Here is a 20,902-nt window from a genome sequence, read left to right as displayed (position 1 = left end):
GGCCCAGTATTTCCACTGTGCCGGATCTTTTCTCCAGTTGCGGGGACAGGATTTGAACCTGTGACCTCTGGGTTATGAGCCCAGCGAGCTACCGAACTGCTCCACCCCGCGTCGCAAGAACTACTTTACCTGCAGGTGAATGTCAGGCCAAATCCAGACGACGTGACCTCCGTCTCCCCGGCGCCCAGGCACCCCCCACAGGCTGCCAGATCAAAAGGAAGACCGGGCCAGCCCTGGTCAGGGCTGGCCCGGTCTTGCAAAACCCCAGCTAAGCCGAAATCAGCCAGTTGGAGTTACCTATTTGCTCGGCGAGGGCGAAGGCGTCGGCAACGGGCTCGCTGACGGGCTGGCACTTGCCGACGGGGCCGGAGTGACACCAAGCCGGGACTCGGCGTCGAGCGCTTTCTGTATTGCCCCGGACAGGATGCTCTGCTGGGCACCGTATCCGGCGAAGTCGCCCTTGGCCAGCGCAGCCTGGCCATCCTGGATGGCCTTGTTGGCCTGATCCAGCGCAGCCTTCAGCTGGGCCTGCGCATCCGCTGCGGCCGGTGGCGTAGTAGTCCCCGGCGGAGTGGGGGTCTGGCCGTTATTGGCCGAGTCTCCAGCCGAAGCCCCGGAGTCACCGCCGAACAAAACCTTCAGCGCGGCATCCAAGGTCGAGGCGAAACCTACCTTGTCCCCGAAGGCTACGAGCACTCGCTGAAGCGTTGGATAGGACGTTTCACCGGTTGACTTCACGTATACCGGCTGCACGTACAGCAGGCCCCCGCCTACCGGCAACGTCAGGAGGTTGCCATTGAGCACATCGGAGGCACCCTGCCTGAGCAGGTTAAGTTGCTGCGACACATCAGGGTCAGAGTTGAACTTGTTCTGGGCCTGGCCCGGGCCTGGAACCTGGGTGTCCGTGGGCAACTGGAGTAATCGCAACTGGCCATACGAATCTGCCTTCACCCCCTTCTGGTTACCGGCATCGGAATCGGCCGCCAGGAAGCCGTACAGGATGTTCCGGGCGTTCCCGTTCACCACCTGAGGAATAAACGAGGAGGTCAGCTGGAACGCCGGCTTGCTCTGGCCAGGCATCTGCAGGGACAAGTAGTACGGAGGCTGCCGGACGGGATCCGTGACCGTGGGGTCGTTCGGAACGCTCCACGCGTCGTTGTTCTGGTAGAAGCTGTCCGCATTAGTCACGTGATAGCGCCCAAGTAACTCCTGCTGGACCTTGAAGAGGTCCTCCGGATACCGCACGTGGCTCATGAGCTGTCCCGACATCTCCGAGTACGGCCTGATGGTGCTCGGGAAGATCTTCTGCCACGACTTCAGGATGGGGTCCTGGTCATCCCATGCGTACAACGTGACCGAGCCGTCGTAGGCGTCAACAGTGGCCTTGACCGAGTTCCTGATGTAATTGACGCTGCTGTTCGGCAAAGCCGCAGTGCGTCCCGATGTCGTCTGCGAGTCAGCTGTCGCAGTTTGCAGTTGCTGCTGCTGGGAGTAGGGGAAGTACTGGCTGGTGGTGTAACCGTCCACAATCCACTTCACCCGGCCGTCGACCACCGCGGGATAAGCGCTGCCATCCACGGTCAGGTAGGGAGCGACCTTTTCAACTCGCTGGCGCGGAGTGCGGTCATAGAGGATCTGCGACTTCTCATTGACGCCGTCAGACAGCAGCAGATCGGAGGACTGGAACTTGATGGAGTACAGGAGGCGGTTGAACCAGTTGCCTACGCTTGGGCCACCGTTGCCGGTGAAGGTGTACTGCGTTTCAGTCGAGCTGTTCGTGGCGGCCGGACGGTCTTGCTCGCGGTGCGGAGCGCCATCCGGGGCGCCGACAACCGAGTAGTCCGGCGAATTTTCGCCGAAGTAGATGCGGGGTTGGTAGCTCGCATCGCTGCCGAGGGTACCCATCGACGGGATGCCGGACAACAGGAAGTCCGGCTTGCCGTCAACGGTGACCGTGTTGCCCTTGGCCGCCACGACACCGTAACCGTGAGTGTAGACAATATGCCGGTTGACCCAGGTCTGCTGGCTGGCGTTCAGCCCGTCCTGGTTCAACTCACGGACAGCGATCACGGTGTCCTGGGTCTTGCCGTCCACGGTGTAACGATCGACGTTCAGAGCCTTGGGGAACTGGTAGTACGGACGGTACTGCTCCAACTGGGAGAACGCAGAAGAGACAAGGTTCGGATCCAACAGCCGGATATTGGCGGTCGTTTGCGCATCCTTGGCAAGCGCCCCGGTCTTGGCGTCCGTCGTGGCGTTGTACGGGGATACTTGGATCTTATCCAAACCGTAGGCGGCCCGGGTCATCGAAATATTGCGATCGATGTACTTGTTTTCCAACGTCTGCTCAGAGGGGCGGACTTGGAACTGTTGGATAACCCAGGGGTAGACGCCGCCCGCGAGGATGGACGTGATTATCAGCATGGCCGTACCGATGACGGGCAGGCGCCAACGCCCGATCACGGCGGCCACAATGAAGAGCATAGCCACCAGACCCGCGGCAACGGCCAGGATCGTCTGTGTGGGGACCACGGCGTTGACGTCGGTATAGAGGGCGCCCGCCCAGTGTCCGCCTTGGTTTTGAACGGTGCCATAGACGTTAAGCCAGAAGTTGGCTCCAAGCAGCAGCAGAAAAACGGCACCGGTCACGGCGAGGTGGATTTGGGCGCCACTGCTGGTGAAGATGCCGCGCTCCATGAGTCGGATACTGCCATAGAGATAGTGGGTAAGGATTCCCGCGATTCCGGCAATCACCACAACGCTCATGAGGAAGCCCGTGACAAAGCCAAGGAACGGCAAAGTCATGAGATAGAAGCTGATGTCAAGGCCAAACTGGGGATCGGTCTGGCCGAACGGTACCTGGTTGAAGAACAAGAGCACCGCTTGCCACTGGCTCGACGCCGCGCTGCCGGCGAAGAGGCCGAACAGCACGGGGATGCCGATCATGACCACGCGTCGTACGGGTTCAAGTTGGGCCTGGTACCGGTTCAGGTTGTCCCTGGTCTCGGAGTCCGGAGCGTAGACGGGCCGTGCATGGTAGGCAACGCGGATTGCGTAGAAGACCGGCACGGACATCAGGACAAAGCCCGCGAGGAAGATCAGGATCCGGGCAAGGTTCTCCCTGAAATAGACTTCGAAGAAGCCCAGTTGCTGATACCAGAGGACGTCTGTCCACACATTGGCGAAGAAAATGAATCCCACCACGGCGACGGCGACGATGATCAAAGTTGGAGTGAGTGCACCCCGTCTCCGCTGCGGTCTTCCGGGCGGGCTGGTGCTGGCTGGACGGGACAAACTCGATACCTCATCGCTGGTCGTCAGTTAACGGTCATCAGTGCGTGTGTTCGTCGGCCCCGTGCCGGGTGCTAATGGCGGAGGCCGTCATTAGTGCCACGAGTGGCAGTGGAGCTAAGTTCCATCATCAGTCTAGTTGTTGGAGCATGTCGGGAGGCGGGACATGTCCTGGCCCGAGGCGAGTCGCTCCACGGCTGATTTTGCATCCGCCAGAGTGTCCACTTTGACTACCTGCAGCCCGTCCGGAACATGCCCTACGACCTCATCGCAATTGGCGGCAGGCGCGAGGAAAAGCGTTGCGCCGCCGTTGCGGGCTCCGCGCATTTTCTGGGCGATTCCACCGATGGGTCCCACGGTGCCGTCCGGCGAAATGGTGCCGGTGCCGGCCACATGCTTGCCCCCCGTGAGGTCGCCGGGGGTGATGCTGTCGATGATGCCCAGCGCGAACATCATGCCGGCGCTCGGTCCGCCCACCTGGTCCAGGGAGATCTTGACGTCGAACGGGAACGTGAACTTGTACTGCAGCAGTACACCCAGGATGTATTTGCCGTTTGAGCCCTTGCCGGGGGTAATGTTCACCGTCACGGGCTTGCCGTTCCGATCGACGACGACGGCGGCAGGCGCGCCCGCGCCGTCGGCCAGTGCGGTTTGGACGACGTTCAGGGACGTGACCGCCTTGCCGTTGATCGACGTAAAGACATCCCCTGTCTGGAGTTTGCCTGCGGACGCCGAGCCGTCGGACAACCCTGCTACCGCAAGCTTCTGCCCGTACGGAATGTTCTCTTCCTGAAGAGCCGAGGCTATTGCGTTCTCCTGGGAGTTAGTCATGGCAAGCGCGCTTTCCTGTTCGGATTGCTGCTTGGTGACGCCCTTGGGATAGAGAAGTTCTTCGGGGTACACGGCCTTGGAACCGTCCAGCCAGGCTTGGAAGGCCTCGAAAATGTTCACGGGTCCGTTGGGGCCGCCGTTGATGTAGACGGTGGTCAGGTCCAGATTTCCTTTGGCGGGATACGTCGCGTGCCCAGTGATGCTAATGACCGGCTTGTTGTGGTCCGTGCCCAAGGTGTTGAACGTCGGTCCGGGAGATTCCACGACGTAGGGAACAGGGAGAACGGCCGCGGCGATTCCCAACACAATGGTCAGGGCGCCGGAGACCAGCATCGCGATGTACCGCCCGTCGCGGCGCCGTGCCGGTTGGGGCGCGCGGGGCGGTTCCTGCCCTGGTTCCTGCGTTTGTGCGGAGTCCTGCTCCGGGGAATGGCCTTGCGGCGTCGGGACGTCCTGGGAGTTGGAGGGGCCGAGAGGCTGTCCGGGTTCCCCGGCAGCTCCGGGGCTCGGCAAACTAGTCAATGAAAGACCTCTCCGCGCCGGGAACTGCATGCCCAACGCTACCGTTTCGACCCCCTCAGGGTGGAGGCCAGTAAACATACCAACGATCCACCCTACTTGCTGTGCGCGCCGGACGTGCTTTGCCTAGAGCGAACGACGCGTTCTTGAGGCAGACAGCCCCGGGGCATCGCGGTACCTTGAAAGTGATCACCAGTCACACCGACGATCGGCGGCACCATGACCTCCAACCCGAATACCCCTCCCAATGGAGACGATTCACCCGTGGATCCCTTGGCAGAAATGCTGAAGAACCTGATGGGCGGGCAAGGCATGGGCAATATCGACCCCGCCGAATTGGCAAAGGCCGCAGGGCTGCCGAACGACCCCAACATGCTGCAGCAAATGTTCGCCCAAGTGCAGGCCATGATGAGCTCCACTTCCGAGGGCCCTGTCAATTGGCAGCTCGCCCACGAGAATGCCCGCCGTGTTGCCGCTGCCGGCACGGATCCGTCGGTGAATGCCGTGCAGGCCCGCGAAGTCGACGAGGCGCTCCGGCTCGCGGAACTCTGGTTGGATCCGGTCACCGATCTTCAGGCAACGGGCCTCATCGGCCGCGCCTGGTCCCGCGCTGAATGGGTGGAAGCCACCCTCGCGACGTGGAAACGACTCACGGAGCCGGTGGCCAACAGCATCGCCAATGCCCTCTCGGATGCTCTGACCCAGCAGATGCCGGAAGAAATGAAGGCCATGATGGGTGGCACTTCGTCCATGTTGCAGAACATGGGCGGAGCAATCTTCGGCATGCAACTGGGCCAGGCCATCGGGGCCCTGTCCGCCGAGGTGGTCAGCTCTACCGACATCGGCGTTCCGCTCGCTGATCTCGAGATGGCATTGCTACCGGCCAATGTGGCGAAGTTCGGCGAAGGCCTGAGCGTCCCCGAGAATGATGTCCGGTTGTTCCTCGCCGTCCGCGAAGCCGCGCATGCCCGGCTCTTCGTGCAGGTTCCATGGCTGCGAGGCCATCTCCTCGGGGCGATCGAAGCTTATGCACGCGGCATCCACATCGACCTGTCCCGCGTCGAGGACCTCGCCCGGGACCTGGATCCCGGCAACCCCGAGGGCATTCAAGAAGCCCTCTCCCAGGGGGTGTTCACACCCGAGCGCACTCCCGAACAATCGGCTGCCCTGGAGAAACTCGAAACCGCACTGGCGCTGGTTGAGGGCTGGGTGGACGAACTCACGGCCGCTGCCACCGAGAATATGCTCCCATCCGCCGTCGCACTCCGCGAGACAGTGCGGAGGCGCCGCGCCACGGGAGGACCCGCTGAGCACGCGTTCTCCTCCTTGGTGGGACTCGAGCTGCGCCCGCGGCGCCTGCGCGAAGCTGCCACGCTGTGGGCGGTGCTGAAGGACGAACGTGGAATCGCCGGCCGCGACGCCATCTGGCAGCACCCCGATTTGCTCCCCACGGCGCATGACCTCGACGACCCGGCGGGCTTCACCGAACGGCGCCGCTTGGCTGAAGCCAGCGACACCGAGGTGGACGATGCGCTGCAGAAGCTCCTTGAAGGTGGCTACGACGCTCCGAAGGATGAGGAGAACACAGAGGCCAGCCCGGAGGCTCCGAAGCCTGAAGACGGAGACTCCCCCGACAGCACGGAACCCGGGGAACCCAAGGCCTAGCCGCTCCGTGAACGCCTAGTCGGCGTCGGCGTCCCAGCCTCCGGCTGGTGCGTCGGCGCCTTCTTCATCCGGTCCTAGCCCCCGCGACGTCGCAAAGGCGACGCCCTCCAGGAACGCCTTGGCCCGCTGTGTTTCGGGGTATGCCTCAAGCAAGCGCCAAAACGCGGAGTTGTGGCCGGCCACCAGCAGATGCGCGAGTTCGTGGAGCAACACGTAGTCGATCACCCACTGCGGCATGGCTTGGAGCTTGTCCGAAAGCCGGATGGTCCCGTCCGCCGGAGTTGCCGAGCCCCACCGTGACTTCTGGTTGCTGACCCAGCGGACCGACGTCGGGATGGCGCGCCCGCCCAGATACCTTGAGGACAGTTCCGCGGCATGGCCGGCAAGGGCCGCATCGCTCGCGGGCCTCCGCCTGCCGGCTCCCTGGGCGCCCCTCTCCCCCTGTCGCTTGAGCTTGTCCAGCATCCGCCGGACCCATTCGCTTTCTTGTGCCTTCGTGAAGTGGGCAGGGATCGCCACAACGGCGTTTCCGTCCTCCCAGAAAGCCGCCACAGTACGACGGCGGCGGGCCGAGCGACGAACGACGACGGGCGCGCCGTCGTCGGTTGTCAGCGGCAAAGCGGGCTGTCCCGGGATCCGCGGCACTACGCAGACCCGTTCTCGACCAGAACTGCCAGCACGGCCTCGCCGTACTTTTCCAGCTTGGAAGGCCCGACACCAGCGAGTTGCGCCAGTTCCTCAAGTGAAGCGGGCCGGGCCTCGGCGATGGCGGTCAAGGTCGCGTCCGTGAAGACCACATAGGCGGGAACCTCGTTGCTCAAGGCCTCTTCCTTGCGCCACTGCCGCAAAGCCTCAAAGGTCTGGTCCTCGTACGTGGGCGGGCACTGACTGCAGCGACCCACTTTGCGCTCAGCGCCAGTGGCGAGCATCGTGCCGCAGACCCTGCACGACGCCGGTGCTGCCGCCTTGCGCCGTGGCGTGGGGCGGCTGCGCGCGCTGGCTCCGAGCACCGAATCGGGGCGGAGCCCGTCGAGGAAGCGCGAAGGCTTGCGGTTGGCACGGCCACCAGGCGTGCGGGCTGTGGACCAGGACAGGTTCAGGTGCTCGCGTGCCCGCGTGATCCCGACGTAGAGCAGGCGGCGTTCCTCGTCCACGCTCTCGGGAGTGTCGGCGAAGGAAATGGGCATAAGTCCCTCGCTCAAGCCCACCAGGAACACGGCATCCCACTCCAGGCCCTTCGCGGCGTGCAGCGATGCGAGGGTCACGCCCTGGACTGTCGGGGCGTGCTGGGCCACCGAACGTTCCTGGAGTTCGTTGACGAATTCCATCAACGTGAATTCCGGCCCGCGGCTAATGGCGAGCTCGTCCGCGAGGGCCACGAGCGCGGCCAGCGACTCCCAGCGTTCGCGGAGGGCACCGCCGCTATGCGGTGCGGCATCCGTGTAACCGAGCGAAGCCACGATGTCCCGGACCAGTTGGCCCAGCGGCTCCTTGGCTGAATCCTCGGCCACCGCACGCGTGGCGGCGCGCAGCTGCAGGATGGCGTCCCGGACTTCCTTGCGCGCGAAGAACCGCTCACCACCTCGGAGCTGGTAGCCGATGCCCGCCGAAGCCAGAGCTTGTTCGTACGCTTCCGATTGGCCGTTGGTGCGGAAGAGCACGGCGATCTCGCTCGCCTTGGTGCCGGCGTCGATCAATTCCCGGATCCGGCCTGCGACCACTGCCGCCTCGGCCTCGTCGTCCGGGCATTCCATGAACCGCGGCTCCGGACCGGCCGGGCGCTGGGCCACCAACTGCAGGGGTTTGGCCCAGGCGGCGTCGGCAACCGTTCCACCACTGCGGCGGGACCCGAGGAGATCGTTGGCGAGCTTCACCACTTGAGGCGTGGAACGGTAGTCACGAACCAGTTTGACGACCGTCGCCGACGGGTAATGGCCCTTGAATCCCAGGAGATGCTTGGGAGATGCTCCCGTGAAGGAGTAGATGGTCTGGCTGGAGTCGCCCACCACGCAGAGTTCGTCGCGGCCGCCAAGCCACAGCTCAAGAAGCCGCTGTTGCAACGGCGAAACGTCCTGGTACTCGTCCACCACAAAGTGCCGGTACTGCTCGCGGACCGTAGCTGCCACTTTCGGGTCTTCCTGAAGGATGCCCACCGTGATCAACAAGACGTCCTCGAAGTCGATCACGTTGCGGTCCGTCTTCACGTCTTCGTAAGACTGGAAAACCCGTGCGACGGCGGTGAGGTCGAAACCTCCCGGAGTGCCGCGGTCCTGGGCGTTCTCAAGGTAGTTGGCCGGCGTCAGCATGGAAACCTTTGCCCACTCGATCTCCGCCGCAAGGTCACGGATGGAAGCGCGATCGGTACTCAGCCGGAGCCGCCGCGCGGCTTCGGCGATCATGTTCGCCTTGTGGTCCAGCAAGTTCGGCAGGACGCCACCGACCGCCTGCGGCCAGAAGAACTGCAGTTGCCTGAGCGCGGCGGCGTGAAAGGTGCGTGCCTGGACGTTTCCGACGCCGAGATCCCGCAGGCGGCTTCGCATCTCGGCGGCGGCCCGGGAGGTGAAGGTGACGGCCAGGAGGCGCTGCGGGCTGTAGACACCGGAGTGGACGCCATAGGCAATGCGGTGCGTAATGGCGCGGGTTTTTCCCGTACCCGCTCCGGCGAGGACGCACATGGGTCCAGTAAGGTTGCTGGCGACTTCCCGCTGCTCGGCGTCAAGGCCTCCGAGAATCCGGTCCTCGAGTGAAACGGTGTCGCTGAAAATACCGTCTGTCACTGCTGGAGGTCCTCGATGACGCCGCCGTACCAGTGCTCGATCAGGGAACGCGCAATCGAGAGCCTCGTTGAGATCGTGATCTCGCCGCTGAGCACGGCTGCCTGGAGTTCCGCACGGCTGAACCAGCGGGCCCGGGTGACTTCGACGCCGTCGGGCCGGGCCTCGACGTCGTCCGTTGTTGCCGTAAACCCGAGCATAAGCGAGGCCGGAAACGGCCACGACTGCGAGCCAAGGTATTGGCAAGCGGTGACCCGCACACCCACTTCTTCCCCGATTTCGCGAACCACGGCTTGTTCAAGCGATTCCCCGGGCTCAACGAAGCCGGCCAGCGTGGAGTAGTTCTTGGCGTCAAGCGGCCCTCCTCCACCCAGGAGCAGCCTGCCGTCGGAACCGACCACGGTGACGATGATGGCCGGATCGGTCCTCGGATAGTGCTCCGACTTGTCCCGCGGGCACCGCCGAACCCAGCCGCCGGCTTCGATTTCCGTGGGAGTTCCGCACTGCGGGCAGTGGGTATGGGTGGCATGCCAATTGGAAATGGCGCTGGCCTCAACAAACAAGGCTGTGTCCATGGCACCGAGGCGGGCGGCGACCTCCCGGAATCCCGCCCAGGAGCCGTCGGCCGGAAGGCCCGCGGCTCCAGGCGAAACCGGCTCAGTCGGCACAAAGAGGACGATGGGTGTTTGCTCCGCGACAGAGGAAGCAGCAAGGGTCCGGCCGAGATAAACGGCAGTCAGCGGTCCACCGGCGGCTTGAAGGGTTTCGAAGAGCGGCGCGGCGTCGCCCAGCCACAGCTTGTCACCCACTACGAGGGCTTGGCGCTGCGACAACACCATGGCCTTGGCCGAACCTGAGGAGATCACTTGGTCAAGCATGCCCGGCTTCAGGCGTTCGGCAGATCCGCGGTCAACCATGGCAGGGCGCACCGGAAGAACGGTATCGATAAGGTGGTTTGCCGGCGCCTGGAACTCGGTGAAACTCATGTACCTACCGTACTGACTCGCACCGACAATTGACATTTGGATCTTTCGGCGATGCACGCCCATGGATGCTGTTTTCCAGCGGATCTCAAGACTCGCCGCACTGCATCGCTGCCAGAGGCGCTTGTCAATCTACCGTGGAAGACGTGAGAAGAACACCGTTCGAACTGGCCGCTGTAGCTACTGCGGCGGTGCCCGGCCTGACGCCGATGGCTGCCGCCTCCGCCCCGGATGATGCTGCCGATTTCGATTCGGCGCTTCTGCTGGATTCGGAGGGCAAGCGGTGGCGTGTCCGATCGCCGCGCCATCCTGAAGCCAGCGCCCGGCTGGAAACCGAATTCATGATTCTGCGGGCTTTCGCGCCGGCGATCCGGGCCGAGCTGCCTTTTCTCATGCCCACTGTGGCCGGAACGGTGCGCCAAGGCTCGCTGAGCACATTTGTCTACGCCCACTTGGCCGGGGCCACGCGGAGCATCGAAGAGTTGTCCACCTGCAGTGATGCGTTGGCCAAGGAGATAGGTGTGGCGCTGGCCGCCGTCCACGACCTCCCCCAATCCCTCGTCAATAACGCCGATCTTCCCAGCTACACGGCCAACGAGTTCCGCCAGCGCAAGTTGAACGAGCTGGACCAGGCCGCCACTACGGGCAAGATTCCGCCCGCCCTGCTGCGTCGCTGGGAGCACGCGCTGGAAGACGTGGCGCTGTGGCGCTTCAACCCGTGCGTAGTCCACGGCGACCTCCATGAAGACAATCTGCTGGTCGACGGCGACAGCGTGACGGCAGTGACGGGGTGGACCGATCTGCGCATCGGCGATCCCGCCGATGACTTCGCCTGGCTCGTGGCGTCAAACGAACAGCGCTTCGTGGAGTCCGTACTGCGGCACTACACGGAAGCCAGGCGGGATACGCCTGACAGCCACCTGCTGCGACGCTCGGCACTTCTTGCCGAATTCGCCCTGGCCCAGTATCTCGTCAAGGCCTTGGCGGCCGGTCACAGTGACATGACGGCAGAAGCCGAGGCGATGCTCAAATCCCTCGCCGACGACATCGAGGAGCAAAACGCGTTGGCAGCCGAGGAGGCCGAAGCCGCCGCTGCGGAGCTTGCAGCTTCAGACCTTGCGGCTTCAGAGCTTGCCGCTTCGGAGCTTGCCGCTGCGGACGGGCTGGGAGCACCGGCAGTCGTCATGGCTTCGGAAGCCAAGGCCTCGGAGGGCGACTCAGCAAAGCCCACGGTGAGTGTTACGGCCATCCCGGAGCCCGTGGGAGATTCAGCAGACGGGACCGCCTCGACGCCGGAGGCGCCGTCCGAAGCAGACGACACCTCGACGACGGCCCTCCCGATAGTGGAGCCCGCGCCGCTACAGGACGCCAAGGACCATTAGGCCGCCCCGGCTTAACTATCGTGGTTTCGGCTGCCTATCGGTTTCGGCTGCCCAGCGCGGAAGCGATGATCTTCTCCAGTTCTTCGGCCGTGCCCAGGTCGTGGGGCCTCACGACAGCGTCATCGGCAACGTAGTAGAACGCTGCACTCACTTGCTCCAACGGCACACCCTTGAGGCGCGCCCATGCCAGCCGGTAGACGGCCAGTTGCACGGCGCGGGTCTTGAGTTGCCTGCCGGCCGGGCGCTTGCCCGTTTTCCAGTCCACCAGTTCCCATGTGCCATCGGCGTCTTTGAAGACCGCGTCAATCCGTCCTCGCACCACGACGTCCCCGATCCTTGTTTCCACGGGAACTTCGACGAAGGCCGGGGACCGGTGTGCCCATTCTGAATTGCTAAACGTCGCCACCATGTCGTCAAGTCCATAGGCTTCGTCGATGTGGGAGTCAGAGCCGGGCGCTTCGTCGAGATCGAGCATGCCGGTGGTTCCGTAGTATTCCTCCACCCAGGAATGGAAGGCGGTGCCTTTGCGTGCCGAGATCCCGGGTTGGCGGGGCACCGGGCGCCGGAGCTGGGCCAGGACCGCCGTGGGGTCGTCTCCCAGGTCGACGAACATCGATGCCGAGATGTGCCCGGGCAAATGGACGTCCTGGACGGGTTTCCGCCGCAGCTGCCGTTCCAACAACAGCTCAGCTTCGGCGGCCCAGCCGGCTGCCGCCCCGCGGAGGGACGTCGGCGAAGCATCGATGACGAGCGGCGAATCCGTCCGCAGTGCCTCGACGGCGTCCCTGACCCGGGTTGCTGCCGCCTCCATGGCGGCCCGCCGCCCCGGTACCAAGCGGAGCCGTTCCCCCGTGCGGGGATCGCTGGGACCTTCGAGCGGATCATAGGGAAAGGTCGCCACCTCGGTGCCGACGGTCAGGGGGCTCTCAGTGGGCAGCGCGTCTTCGCTGAGGGACTGAGGGTGAATGGCAGCGGCCGATGCTCCGCCGGCGCCGTTGCCTGCCTCACCAGCAAGGCCTGCCAGCTCGGCAAGGAAAGGTGACGTCTCGGCAATGCCTGCCCGGGAACCATTCCACGCGGCGCTCGATGCCCACAGGACGAACTTTGCGCGCGTATAGGCAACGTAGGCGAGGCGCCGCTCTTCAGCCTCGCCGTGGTGCTGGACCTCCGATTTGAAGTCCTTTTCGGCGTCCAGCCAGCCCTTTTGGTCCGGCTGGTCCAGGTCCCATTGGGGGAGATCCGCCCTGTCGCCACGGAGGGGCCATGGCAGGGCCGCGGTACCGCTGCTCCACCGGGAGTCCCGGTTGCTCGGGAACGCCCCGGCGTTGAGACCGGGGACGAAGACAACGTCCCATTCCAAGCCTTTGGAGGCGTGGACTGTCAGTAATTGCACGGCTTCGTGGTTCACCTCGGCGTCGGCCATGTCCAGTCCGCCTTCTTCTGATGCGGCCGCTTCAAGCCATCCCAGGAAAGCCAAAAGATCCACGCGCTGCGAAGTCTGCAGGAAGCCCGCCGCGGCATCATGGAATGCGTCCAGGTTCCGGCGGGCCTGATGGATGCTCGTCCCGGGCTTGGCAGCGACCTCGATGTCCAGCAGCATGGCACGTTCCACCTCGCCGATCAGCGTGGTCAGATCGTCTCCGATGAACCCCCGCAAGTTCCGAAGTTCCGCAGACAGCCGGCCAAGACGGTCCAAGGCCGCCGCGCTGAGGGAGCGTCCATGGCCGGAAGTCCACCCTGGGCGTGGCAGGAAGTCCAGCGCTTCCACAAGGCTGGCCGCATCGGTAATGTCGCTCTCCACGACCGTCTCCAGCGGGCTTTCGTCAGCGCTGGACGCATCGTCCCCCGCATCGCTGGTTCCCGCACCGCCGTGGGATCGCCGCCTGGCCAGGAACTGGGACCAGTCGCGGAATGCCATCAGATCAGCGGTTCCGATCCTCCACCGGGCACCTGCCAGCAAACGCATCAGGGCATCGGAACGGCCGGGATCGGCGAGGACCCGGAGCGCAGCCACGAGATCCACTACTTCCGGGGTGTCGAGGAGACCGCCGAGGCCGACTATTTCGTACGGGATCCCTTGGACCTCGAATTCACGCCGCAAGCACTCCATCTGTGCCCGACGGCGGCAAAGTACTGCCATGGTGGGGGAAACCGGCGTACCGTCAGCCGCAGTTTCAAAGACTGTGCGCCGGTAGCGGCGGACGTCCCTCCCAATCGCTGCGGCTTCGTCTTCGTCGGTGGCAAATCGTCCGAGAACGACATTGCCGTCCACGGCTGCGGGGCTCGGCTGTAGCGGCGGTACTGCAACGGAACTGTCTTCGGCCCTGGAGCCCGGGGCTCCGTCATTCGCGGCGGCCTTATTGAGGGGGGCGGAAATGACATTGGCGGCGGCCAGGATGCTGCGCCCGTTCCGCCAGGCAGTGGTCAGGTACGAGGTGGGCGCGGTGGCCAGGGATGCCGTTCCAAAGCTGTCTTCCACCCGGACGGGAAATTCCTGGACAAAGTGGAATAGTTGGCCGGCCGAAGCACCCCTGAACCCATAGATGGATTGGTTGGGATCTCCCACCGCCGTCACTGCGTGCCCTCCCCCGAACAGTCGGGAGAACAGGACCAGCTGCGCGTGCGAGGTGTCCTGGAATTCATCCAACAGCACCACCTTGTAGCGGGCCCGCTCCGTGGCAGCCGCCAAGGGTATGTCCTGGGCAATCTTCGCGGCGAGGGCAACGAGGTCGCCGAAGTCGAGGACGCCGCGATTCCTCTTGGCCTCTTGGTAACGCCCCACCATGTCTGCGACGCTGGCCCTGGTCCGCAACATGGCGCCGAGATCGCCGGCAGCTTGGCTCGGGTTCTTTTTCGCGGCGGACAGATAGGTCAATTGCGCGAATTCGGACACCCGGTCCATCAACCAGTGCTGAACCTCGGCGGGTTCGCGCAAGTGTTCGGCGCACTCGCCGGCCAACTGCATCACGGCGTTGACCAACGTGGACTTGGCCGCGGTGAAGTGCTCATAGTCGCCGTCGTACGCTTCGACCACTTCACTCGCAAGCTGCCAGGCCTGGGCGCCGCCGAGCAGCACCACATCGCGCTCGATACCCAGGCGCAGGCCGTAGTCGGATACGATCCCGCTGGAGTAGGAGTGGTAGGTGGACACTTTGGGTTCAAGCTCATCGGAGCCTGCAACGCCCTCCGGGAAGCCGTACTGCCCGTTGTCCGAGGACGCTATGCGTTGCAGGGTGGCCAATTTGGCGCGGATACGGCTGGCCAGCTCTCCTGCCGCTTTCCGGGTGAAGGTGACGCCAAGGACCTCTTCGGGGCGAACCCATCCGTTCGCCACGAGCCACACCACACGGTCCGCCATGGTTGCGGTTTTCCCGGATCCGGCGCCGGCGATGACCAGCCGGGGGGTCAACGGTGACGCAATAATGGCGGATTGCTCTTCCGTGGGGCGGTTCCGTTCGCCGAGGATATCGGCCAATTCGCCGGGCGAGAACCGAGGTTCCGGCAATACCGTGGCATCTTCGGCAGCGTCTCCGGCCTCGGTTTCTGCGAGTGTCTGGACGGTCATTCCGTGACCTGCTTTCCCCTGGCGCACAATGGGCAAATATCGGGCAGTCGGCAGCCGTGGCCTCCATGGCTGCCTTTTGAGGGATCGTGACGCGCTTCGAAGCTTGCTCCGGCCATGAGCACGGCGGCCTCCTTGACAAGGTCCTGTGCCCAGTTGTCTCCCGGGTCCAGGGGCTCCTGCACTTGGACCGCTGGCGTCTTTGTCTTGGTCCCCAGCTGTGCCAGCACGGCACCGCCGGGAACAAGCCCCGGAACAGGCAGATCCTGGAATGCCCCGTGCAAGACGGCCGCCTGATACGCACCGAGCTGGGGGTGCCTGGCGAGTTCGGCTTTGCCCGGCTGGCGTTTGCCCGTCTTGAGGTCGACAATCACCAGCCTGCCCTCTGCGTCTATTTCCAAACGATCCACTTGTCCCCGAAGCACGGCGTTCCGGACAGCATCGGAATCCTCGGCAACGTGGCCCAGGCGCACCTCCGGAAGGCGAACCTCGAAGTCCGCTTCGACCCCGGCCAGGGTTCGGCCTTCGCTCCGCATGACAAGGACGTATTGGGCGAGTTTCCGGACCATCTGCTCTGCTCGTTGGAAGTCCAGCCTGCCCTCCCAGTTGTCCTTCATGCCCAGTGTGGGCCAGCGACGCACGAGCTCGGTGACATACTCGGCGCCAGAGGCATCGGGCAACTCCTGGGCAATCGCATGGACCAAGGTGCCCAGGCTGCGGGCGAAGTCGGTAGCGGCTTCGCCTCCGGCCGCCTGGACAAACCAGTCCAACGGCGATTTGTGCACAGTTTCCACCTTCGAAGGAGAAACGAACACGGTGCCTTGCTCCGGGACCACCGGTTCCTCGCTGCTGAGCGGCGCCAATCCCCACCAGGAGTCCGGATGCGCGCCCGGCACTGCGGGCTCTGCGGTGGCGAGGTGTGCCAGCACGCGCGCAGCTTCGGCGGCATCCTCGGCCACGCCCGGGCGGGCAAGCGCGGCGTCGTCCGGCTGGACGCGCTGCCGCAGCTCGGCCACCAAGGCACGCAGGGTCATGGGCCGGCCTACTGGCGTGTACTCGCGTTGGTACTGTCCCGGTTCCAAAGGCGCCACGTAGTCGAGAAAGGCCGATTGCTGCTCGTCTTCGGAAGAAACCGCCGTGCAGATGAGGACTTCCCGGGCACGCGAAACGGCCGTGGAGAAGCTCCGCAGTTCGTCGTAGCGGATATCCCGCAGTCTGCTGAGGGGCCCGCGCTGCAAGGCGTGTTCAACTCCGTGCTCCACCGCATCGGCAAACAAAGTACTGCCGAGGAGTTCACCCCGGAGCCTGGTGTTGGGCCAGACGCCCTCCTGGAGGCCCGCGACGATGACCACGGCCCATTCCCGCCCGGCTGCGCTGGCCGGCGTCATGAGCTCCACTGCTTCCTCCAACTGGGCCCTGGCGGCAAGGGTGTCCATGGGGAGTTCCTGGCTGAGCAGATACTCCAGGAACTGTTCGGGTCCGGAGCCGGGGAGCTGGTCGACATAGCGCTCGGCGGTGTGGAACAGGGCCATCATGGCGTCGAGGTCCCGGTCCGCGCGGGCGCCGGCCGCGCCGCCGTCGAGCGCCATTTCCGTCCAGCGCGAAGCCAGACCGGTGGCTTGCCACAATGCCCACAACACCGTCTCCGCGTTGGCTCCGGGTTCGGCGGCAGCGAGGCGTCCCGCCGCGATCATGCGGGCCAAACGCCGTGCCGAGCTACCCTCGATACCCAAAGACCCCAGCGCCCCCGGCTCCAGCAGCGCTTCGACCAGCAAGGCATCGCTGGACCGTCCACCACCGCCCAACAGTTCCTCCCGGCGCAGGGATTGCCGAAGGCGGCGCAACTCGATGGCTGTAGCCCCGCCGATCCTCGACGTGAGAAGGGAGACCGCAGACTCAGGCGTCAGCTTGGCGGCATCCAGCACCACGCCGTACACCTCAAGCAGGGGACGAACAGCCACTTCGTCGCGGACAGCGGAATCCGCGACGGGGACGCGGACCGGGATTCCTTGACCGCTCAGATAGCGCTGCAGTTGGGCCAATTGCCCACCGTTGCGCACGATCACAGCGATGTCGCCGAACTCGTGGTTCTCGCGCAGCTGTGCTTCAAGGATGCGTTGTGCCACGTAGCGTAATTCGTGGACTGTGGAGGGAAGGACATGTGCTTCCACCCGGCCCGCGGCCTGACTGCCTCCGGAACGAGCCTCCTCCGCCGATGCAGGCAGTGGGTCCAGACGCCGGGCCAACTGGCCTCCCGCACGCTGCGAGATACGCGCAGCCACGCCTGTCCACGCTTTTGCGACGTCCGGGAGGTGCCGGTGAGTGTGCCATAGGGGAAGCTCCCGCACGGTACCCGCAAGGCCGCCGAGAAGCCGCGGCAGTTCGGCGACAAGGTCGGGCCGGGCACCGCGGAACCCTTGGACCACGGTGTCCGGGGAAGACGCCACCAAGACGTCCTTTCCTTCTGCGATGTCCGCGAGCAGTTCAAACACGGCGGGGTTTGCCTCTTGGACGTCGTCCACCAGGATCAACTGCAGCCGCTCGCGCTCTGCGGCCAGGAATCCGGGTGAGTCCTGGAAGATCTGGCGCGCCGCGGTAATGATTCCTGCCGGGTCAAAGGCCTCCGGCATGCGCAGGTCCAGGACATCCCGGTACTCCGAATAGAGGTCTGCGGCAGCAATCCAGTCCGGTCTGCCGCATTCGTAGGCAAGCGACGTGAGATCTTCCGCAGTGCGGCCGGATTCGATGATCCGGTCGAAGAGCTGCCGGATCTCCTGCCGGAAACCCGGGTGGGCAATGCCGCGGACAAGTCCTGTGGCCAAGGAAGTTCAAAACCCGGCCGGGCGTGCCCCTCCAGCAGTTCCTTGATGATGAGGTCCTGCTCCGGCCCCGAGAGCAACTTGGGCGGCCGCTGAAGCGGCAGCACGCCCTCGGCTTTGGCTCGACGGATCAGATCGAAAGCGTATGACGCCCAGGTGCGCGCCGGCGTCGTACTCAAGCTGCGGTCCAGCCGCCCCGTAAAGGTGTCCCGCAACGCCGACGCTGCATGCCGGCCGGGTGCGAGAACCAGGATCCGTTCCGGATCCACACCGTCACGCTGAACCCGCCGGACGGCGGTTTCCACGAGCACAGTGGACTTCCCGGTTCCCGGCGCCCCCGGTATCAGAACCGGCCCGGATCCGTGCGGGAGCCCGACGACGGCGGACTGGTCGGCGGACAGCTCCGGGGCTGCGTAGTGGACCTCGCGCGGAGGAAGCAGGCGCAACCGCGCGGGCGCCTGCCGCGACTGTGCCTGCCGCGATTGTGCCTGCCGCGGCGGTGTTGTTGCTTCCAGCGTTGTTGCTTGAGGTGTCGGTGTTGGACTCACACGGTCATTTCATCATCGGGTACCGACAATTTATGGAGCTGACGCTCGAGTTGCTCAGAGATCGCGTCGATACTGTCGAAGTCGAGGTCCGTCGGAGCCCACCGGGCCAGGGCCAGGTCAACCCGCCAGCGGCCCTCGCCAGTGCGCAGATACTCTGCGTAGGCGCCGTGCAGCGGCGTTCCCTCGTCCAAGTAGTGGTGCAGCGCTTCCGACTCAAGGCCTGGGGGAGCTTCGCCGCTTGCACGCAGTACGCGCCACCAAGCCACCGTGCTCCCGTGATGGCTCATGACCGATCCGATCTGCCGGGGACCGCCCGAGCCCAGAAGCTCGGCAACATCCCCGTAGGACACGGCAACGCCGGGCGGCATGAGATCCACGACGGCCAGCACCGCCGTCACAAACTCCATCCGCATGCCACCAGCCTATCGGCACGGGCCGCCGGATCGGCACAGAAGGAGTGTCGGTCCGGTTCTTGTCGTAGGGCGCCGGTAGCGTTGAAGCATGAGCTCCTGGAACACCCTCCCCCGCGCCGCGTTCGACCTTGAGACCACCGGACGGAACTCCCGTTCCGCGAGGATCGTCACCGCTTCCGTCACGGTAGTGGACGACGACGGCGGCATCATCAAGGAACTCGAATGGTTGGCTGATCCTGGGGTGGAGATCCCCTTGGAGGCCAGCGAGATCCACGGCATCACCACGGAAAAGGCGAGGGCCGAGGGCCGTCCGGCCGCAGACGTGACGCGCGAAGTCGCGGCAGCGCTCCAGGAACTGTTCGACGACGGCGTGCCGGTCATTGCGTTCAATGCCAGCTATGACTTCACGGTCCTGGCGGCCGAATCCGCCCGCTACGGCGTGCCCCAACTGAGCCGTTTCCCCGTGCTTGACCCCTACGTCATGAACAAGCAGGTCGACCGCTACCGCAAGGGCAAGCGGACCCTGACCGCGCTGTGCGAGGAGTACGGCGTTAACCTCGATAACGCCCACACCTCCGCCGCAGACGCCCTCGCCACCCTGCGCGTCCTTGATGCCATGGCCGGCAAATTCCCGAAGCTGCAGATGCCCGCTTCCAAGCTGCACCAGCTCCAGGTTGATTGGGCGGCTGCACAGGCTGCCGATTTCCAGAGCTACCTGCGCAAGACAAAGCCAACAGCCGTCATCGAAGGCAATTGGCCGGTTCTTCCGCCGGAAGATGCGAGCCGCGGAGACTTCTAAAGCGTCGGGACTTTCAAAGCGCCCGTCCACGGACCGGACGCTTTTCCAGTGTCCGCATGATGGGACGCACGTCACATGGCAGCTGGTGCCTGAAGGCCAGCTGGACGTCAGTCACAAATTCCCCATCGACGCCGGAGGGTGCGGCACTTCAGGGACAAATTCCATCGAATGCTGAATTTAATTCGGATTTTCCGGGAATCGCACGTCTTATCGCCGTCAATTTATCGCTGAATAGACGGATGACATAATTAAGTTTGGCGGGTCGAGTTCTGATATTGCGGCCCAAACCTGCTTTGGCTGCGTTCCCCGCCCGTCTCGATACGAACGCGTGTTCCCCGATGAAAGTGATTTGCTTGATGAAAATCAAAGCCCTGAAGTGGTTCTCTGCTGTCCCCGTGGCTGCAGTTCTCGCCGTGTCCCTGGCCGCCTGCAGTGGCGGAGCGGGCAGCACCGGCAGCGCCTCGCCGACCGACGCCCTCCAGGGCAGCGACCAGAAGACGCTCGACAAGTACACCACCAAGGACGTCACTCCGGTGGACAAGATCGACAAGTCCAAGCTGGGCCTCATCACCGACGGCACGATCAGGGTCGGCACGCTCTCGGACGCCCCGCCGAACATCTTCATCGATCCCTCTGGCAAGTTCACCGGCTATGACAACGAGCTCCTGCGCGCCGTTGGCGCCAAGCTGGGCCTCAAGGTCGAATTCGCCTCCACTGACTTCTCCGCGCTGCTCTCCCAGGTCAAGAACAAGCAGTTCGACGTCGGATCCTCCTCGATCTCCACCACGGACAAGCGCCGCGAGACGGTCGGCTTCACCAATGGCTACGACTTCGGCTACATGGCCGTCGTGACCAAGTCCGACTCCAAGATCAAGGGCTTCGCGGACCTGAAGTCCGACGTCCGCATCGGCGTCGTCCAGGGCACCGTCCAGGACGACTACGTCACCAACACTCTCAAGCTTGAGCCCGTCCGCTTCCCGGACTACAACACGGTCTACGCCAACGTGAAGAGCGGCCAGGTTGACGCCTGGGTCGCCCCGTCGCAGCAGGCAACCGGCCAGGTCAAGGACGGCGACAACACCAAGATCGCCGAAAAGGTCGTCAACACCCAGAACTTCACTGCCTGGGCCGTGAACAAGGACAACCAGCCTCTGATCGATGCCCTCAACTCCGGCCTCGATGCCGTGATCGCAGACGGTACCTGGACCAAGCTGACGGCCGAGTGGTACAAGGACCGCCCGACCACGGCGGAGCAGACCCCGCAGGGCTGGAAGCCGGGCAGCAAGGCCGTCCAGATTCCGGCCAAGTAACCCAGG

At 64.4% G+C, this 20,902-nt stretch carries 11 protein-coding genes, 1 tRNA gene and 1 pseudogene; 4 read left to right on the top strand and 9 right to left on the bottom strand.

What is annotated here, in order from left to right:
* Window positions 1-37: 37 nt before the first annotated feature.
* The 3 genes from ABD742_RS05625 to ABD742_RS05615 all read right to left on the bottom strand — a co-directional run bounded on the left by ABD742_RS05625 (window position 38) and on the right by ABD742_RS05615 (window position 4,635).
* A tRNA-Met gene (locus ABD742_RS05625) sits at window positions 38-111 on the bottom strand.
* 186 nt (window positions 112-297) lie between these two features.
* Window positions 298-3,294 (bottom strand): UPF0182 family membrane protein, encoded by a 2,997-nt coding sequence (locus tag ABD742_RS05620; protein WP_234748234.1) that lies wholly within the window; start codon window positions 3,292-3,294, stop codon window positions 298-300.
* Window positions 3,295-3,426: 132 nt separating this feature from the next.
* The gene (locus ABD742_RS05615) at window positions 3,427-4,635 is read right to left on the bottom strand and encodes a YlbL family protein (protein ID WP_372460882.1); all 1,209 of its coding nucleotides are present in this window, start codon (window positions 4,633-4,635) and stop codon (window positions 3,427-3,429) included.
* A 225-nt stretch (window positions 4,636-4,860) separates the two neighbouring features.
* Between ABD742_RS05615 and ABD742_RS05610 the strand changes: the two genes are divergently transcribed.
* Window positions 4,861-6,306 carry a zinc-dependent metalloprotease gene (locus ABD742_RS05610; protein WP_234748236.1) on the top strand — a complete coding sequence of 482 codons (1,446 nt, stop codon included), beginning with the start codon at window positions 4,861-4,863 and terminating at the stop codon, window positions 6,304-6,306.
* Window positions 6,307-6,321: 15 nt separating this feature from the next.
* On the opposite strand, the gene ABD742_RS05605 is transcribed toward ABD742_RS05610, so the two are convergent.
* The 3 genes from ABD742_RS05605 to nudC are packed head-to-tail and all read right to left on the bottom strand — an operon-like array spanning window position 6,322 to window position 10,066.
* Entirely contained in the window at window positions 6,322-6,951 is a 630-nt protein-coding gene (locus tag ABD742_RS05605; RefSeq protein ID WP_234748238.1) for a M48 metallopeptidase family protein, read from the bottom strand.
* On the bottom strand, window positions 6,951-9,083 hold the full coding sequence (locus ABD742_RS05600) for an ATP-dependent DNA helicase UvrD2 (RefSeq protein WP_234748241.1): 2,133 nt from the start codon (window positions 9,081-9,083) through the stop codon (window positions 6,951-6,953). The genes ABD742_RS05605 and ABD742_RS05600 overlap by 1 nt, the downstream gene beginning before the upstream one ends.
* The gene (gene nudC, locus ABD742_RS05595; RefSeq protein ID WP_234748242.1) at window positions 9,080-10,066 is read right to left on the bottom strand and encodes an NAD(+) diphosphatase; all 987 of its coding nucleotides are present in this window, start codon (window positions 10,064-10,066) and stop codon (window positions 9,080-9,082) included. Before nudC ends, ABD742_RS05600 begins: the two co-directional genes overlap by 4 nt.
* A 143-nt stretch (window positions 10,067-10,209) precedes the next feature.
* On the opposite strand from nudC, the gene ABD742_RS05590 reads away from it, so the two are divergent.
* Window positions 10,210-11,445, top strand: a complete 1,236-nt coding sequence (locus tag ABD742_RS05590) for a macrolide 2'-phosphotransferase (RefSeq protein WP_234748246.1) — start codon at window positions 10,210-10,212, stop codon at window positions 11,443-11,445.
* Between the two features lie 34 nt (window positions 11,446-11,479).
* Here the strand turns inward: ABD742_RS05590 and ABD742_RS05585 are convergent, their stop codons facing one another.
* The 3 genes and pseudogenes from ABD742_RS05585 to ABD742_RS05575 form a co-directional block, all read right to left on the bottom strand.
* Window positions 11,480-15,010: an ATP-dependent helicase gene (locus ABD742_RS05585; protein WP_234748248.1), complete on the bottom strand. Its 3,531-nt coding sequence runs from the start codon at window positions 15,008-15,010 to the stop codon at window positions 11,480-11,482.
* Window positions 15,007-18,272 (bottom strand): annotated as a pseudogene (locus ABD742_RS05580) (ATP-dependent helicase). The gene ABD742_RS05585 and the pseudogene ABD742_RS05580 overlap by 4 nt, the downstream one beginning before the upstream one ends.
* A 98-nt stretch (window positions 18,273-18,370) precedes the next feature.
* Window positions 18,371-18,787 carry an MGMT family protein gene (locus ABD742_RS05575; RefSeq protein ID WP_234748254.1) on the bottom strand — a complete coding sequence of 139 codons (417 nt, stop codon included), beginning with the start codon at window positions 18,785-18,787 and terminating at the stop codon, window positions 18,371-18,373.
* A gap of 88 nt (window positions 18,788-18,875) precedes the next feature.
* Here ABD742_RS05575 and ABD742_RS05570 point away from each other — a divergent pair, with 88 nt between their 5' ends.
* A complete protein-coding gene (locus ABD742_RS05570) occupies window positions 18,876-19,586 on the top strand; it encodes a 3'-5' exonuclease (RefSeq protein ID WP_234748257.1) in 711 nt (236 codons plus the stop codon).
* Window positions 19,587-19,942: 356 nt separating this feature from the next.
* Window positions 19,943-20,896, top strand: coding sequence for an ABC transporter substrate-binding protein (locus ABD742_RS05565; protein WP_234748258.1), 954 nt, complete (start codon window positions 19,943-19,945; stop codon window positions 20,894-20,896).
* Window positions 20,897-20,902 lie beyond the last annotated feature (6 nt).

The organism is Arthrobacter ramosus (assembly GCF_039535095.1).
GTDB classification, from domain to species: domain Bacteria; phylum Actinomycetota; class Actinomycetes; order Actinomycetales; family Micrococcaceae; genus Arthrobacter; species Arthrobacter ramosus.
Note: the sequence above shows the minus strand (reverse complement) of the source record. Positions and strands in the feature narration are given on the sequence as shown.

Excerpts from the sequence above, each read along its gene's own strand:
- ABD742_RS05610 (WP_234748236.1), top strand. The coding sequence starts at position 4,861 with ATGACCTCCAACCCGAATACCCCTCCCAATGGAGACGATTCACCCGTG.
- nudC (WP_234748242.1), bottom strand. The coding sequence starts at position 10,066 with ATGAGTTTCACCGAGTTCCAGGCGCCGGCAAACCACCTTATCGATACC.
- ABD742_RS05585 (WP_234748248.1), bottom strand. The coding sequence starts at position 15,010 with ATGACCGTCCAGACACTCGCAGAAACCGAGGCCGGAGACGCTGCCGAA.
- ABD742_RS05575 (WP_234748254.1), bottom strand. The coding sequence starts at position 18,787 with ATGCGGATGGAGTTTGTGACGGCGGTGCTGGCCGTCGTGGATCTCATG.
- ABD742_RS05570 (WP_234748257.1), top strand. The coding sequence starts at position 18,876 with ATGAGCTCCTGGAACACCCTCCCCCGCGCCGCGTTCGACCTTGAGACC.
- ABD742_RS05565 (WP_234748258.1), top strand. The coding sequence starts at position 19,943 with ATGAAAATCAAAGCCCTGAAGTGGTTCTCTGCTGTCCCCGTGGCTGCA.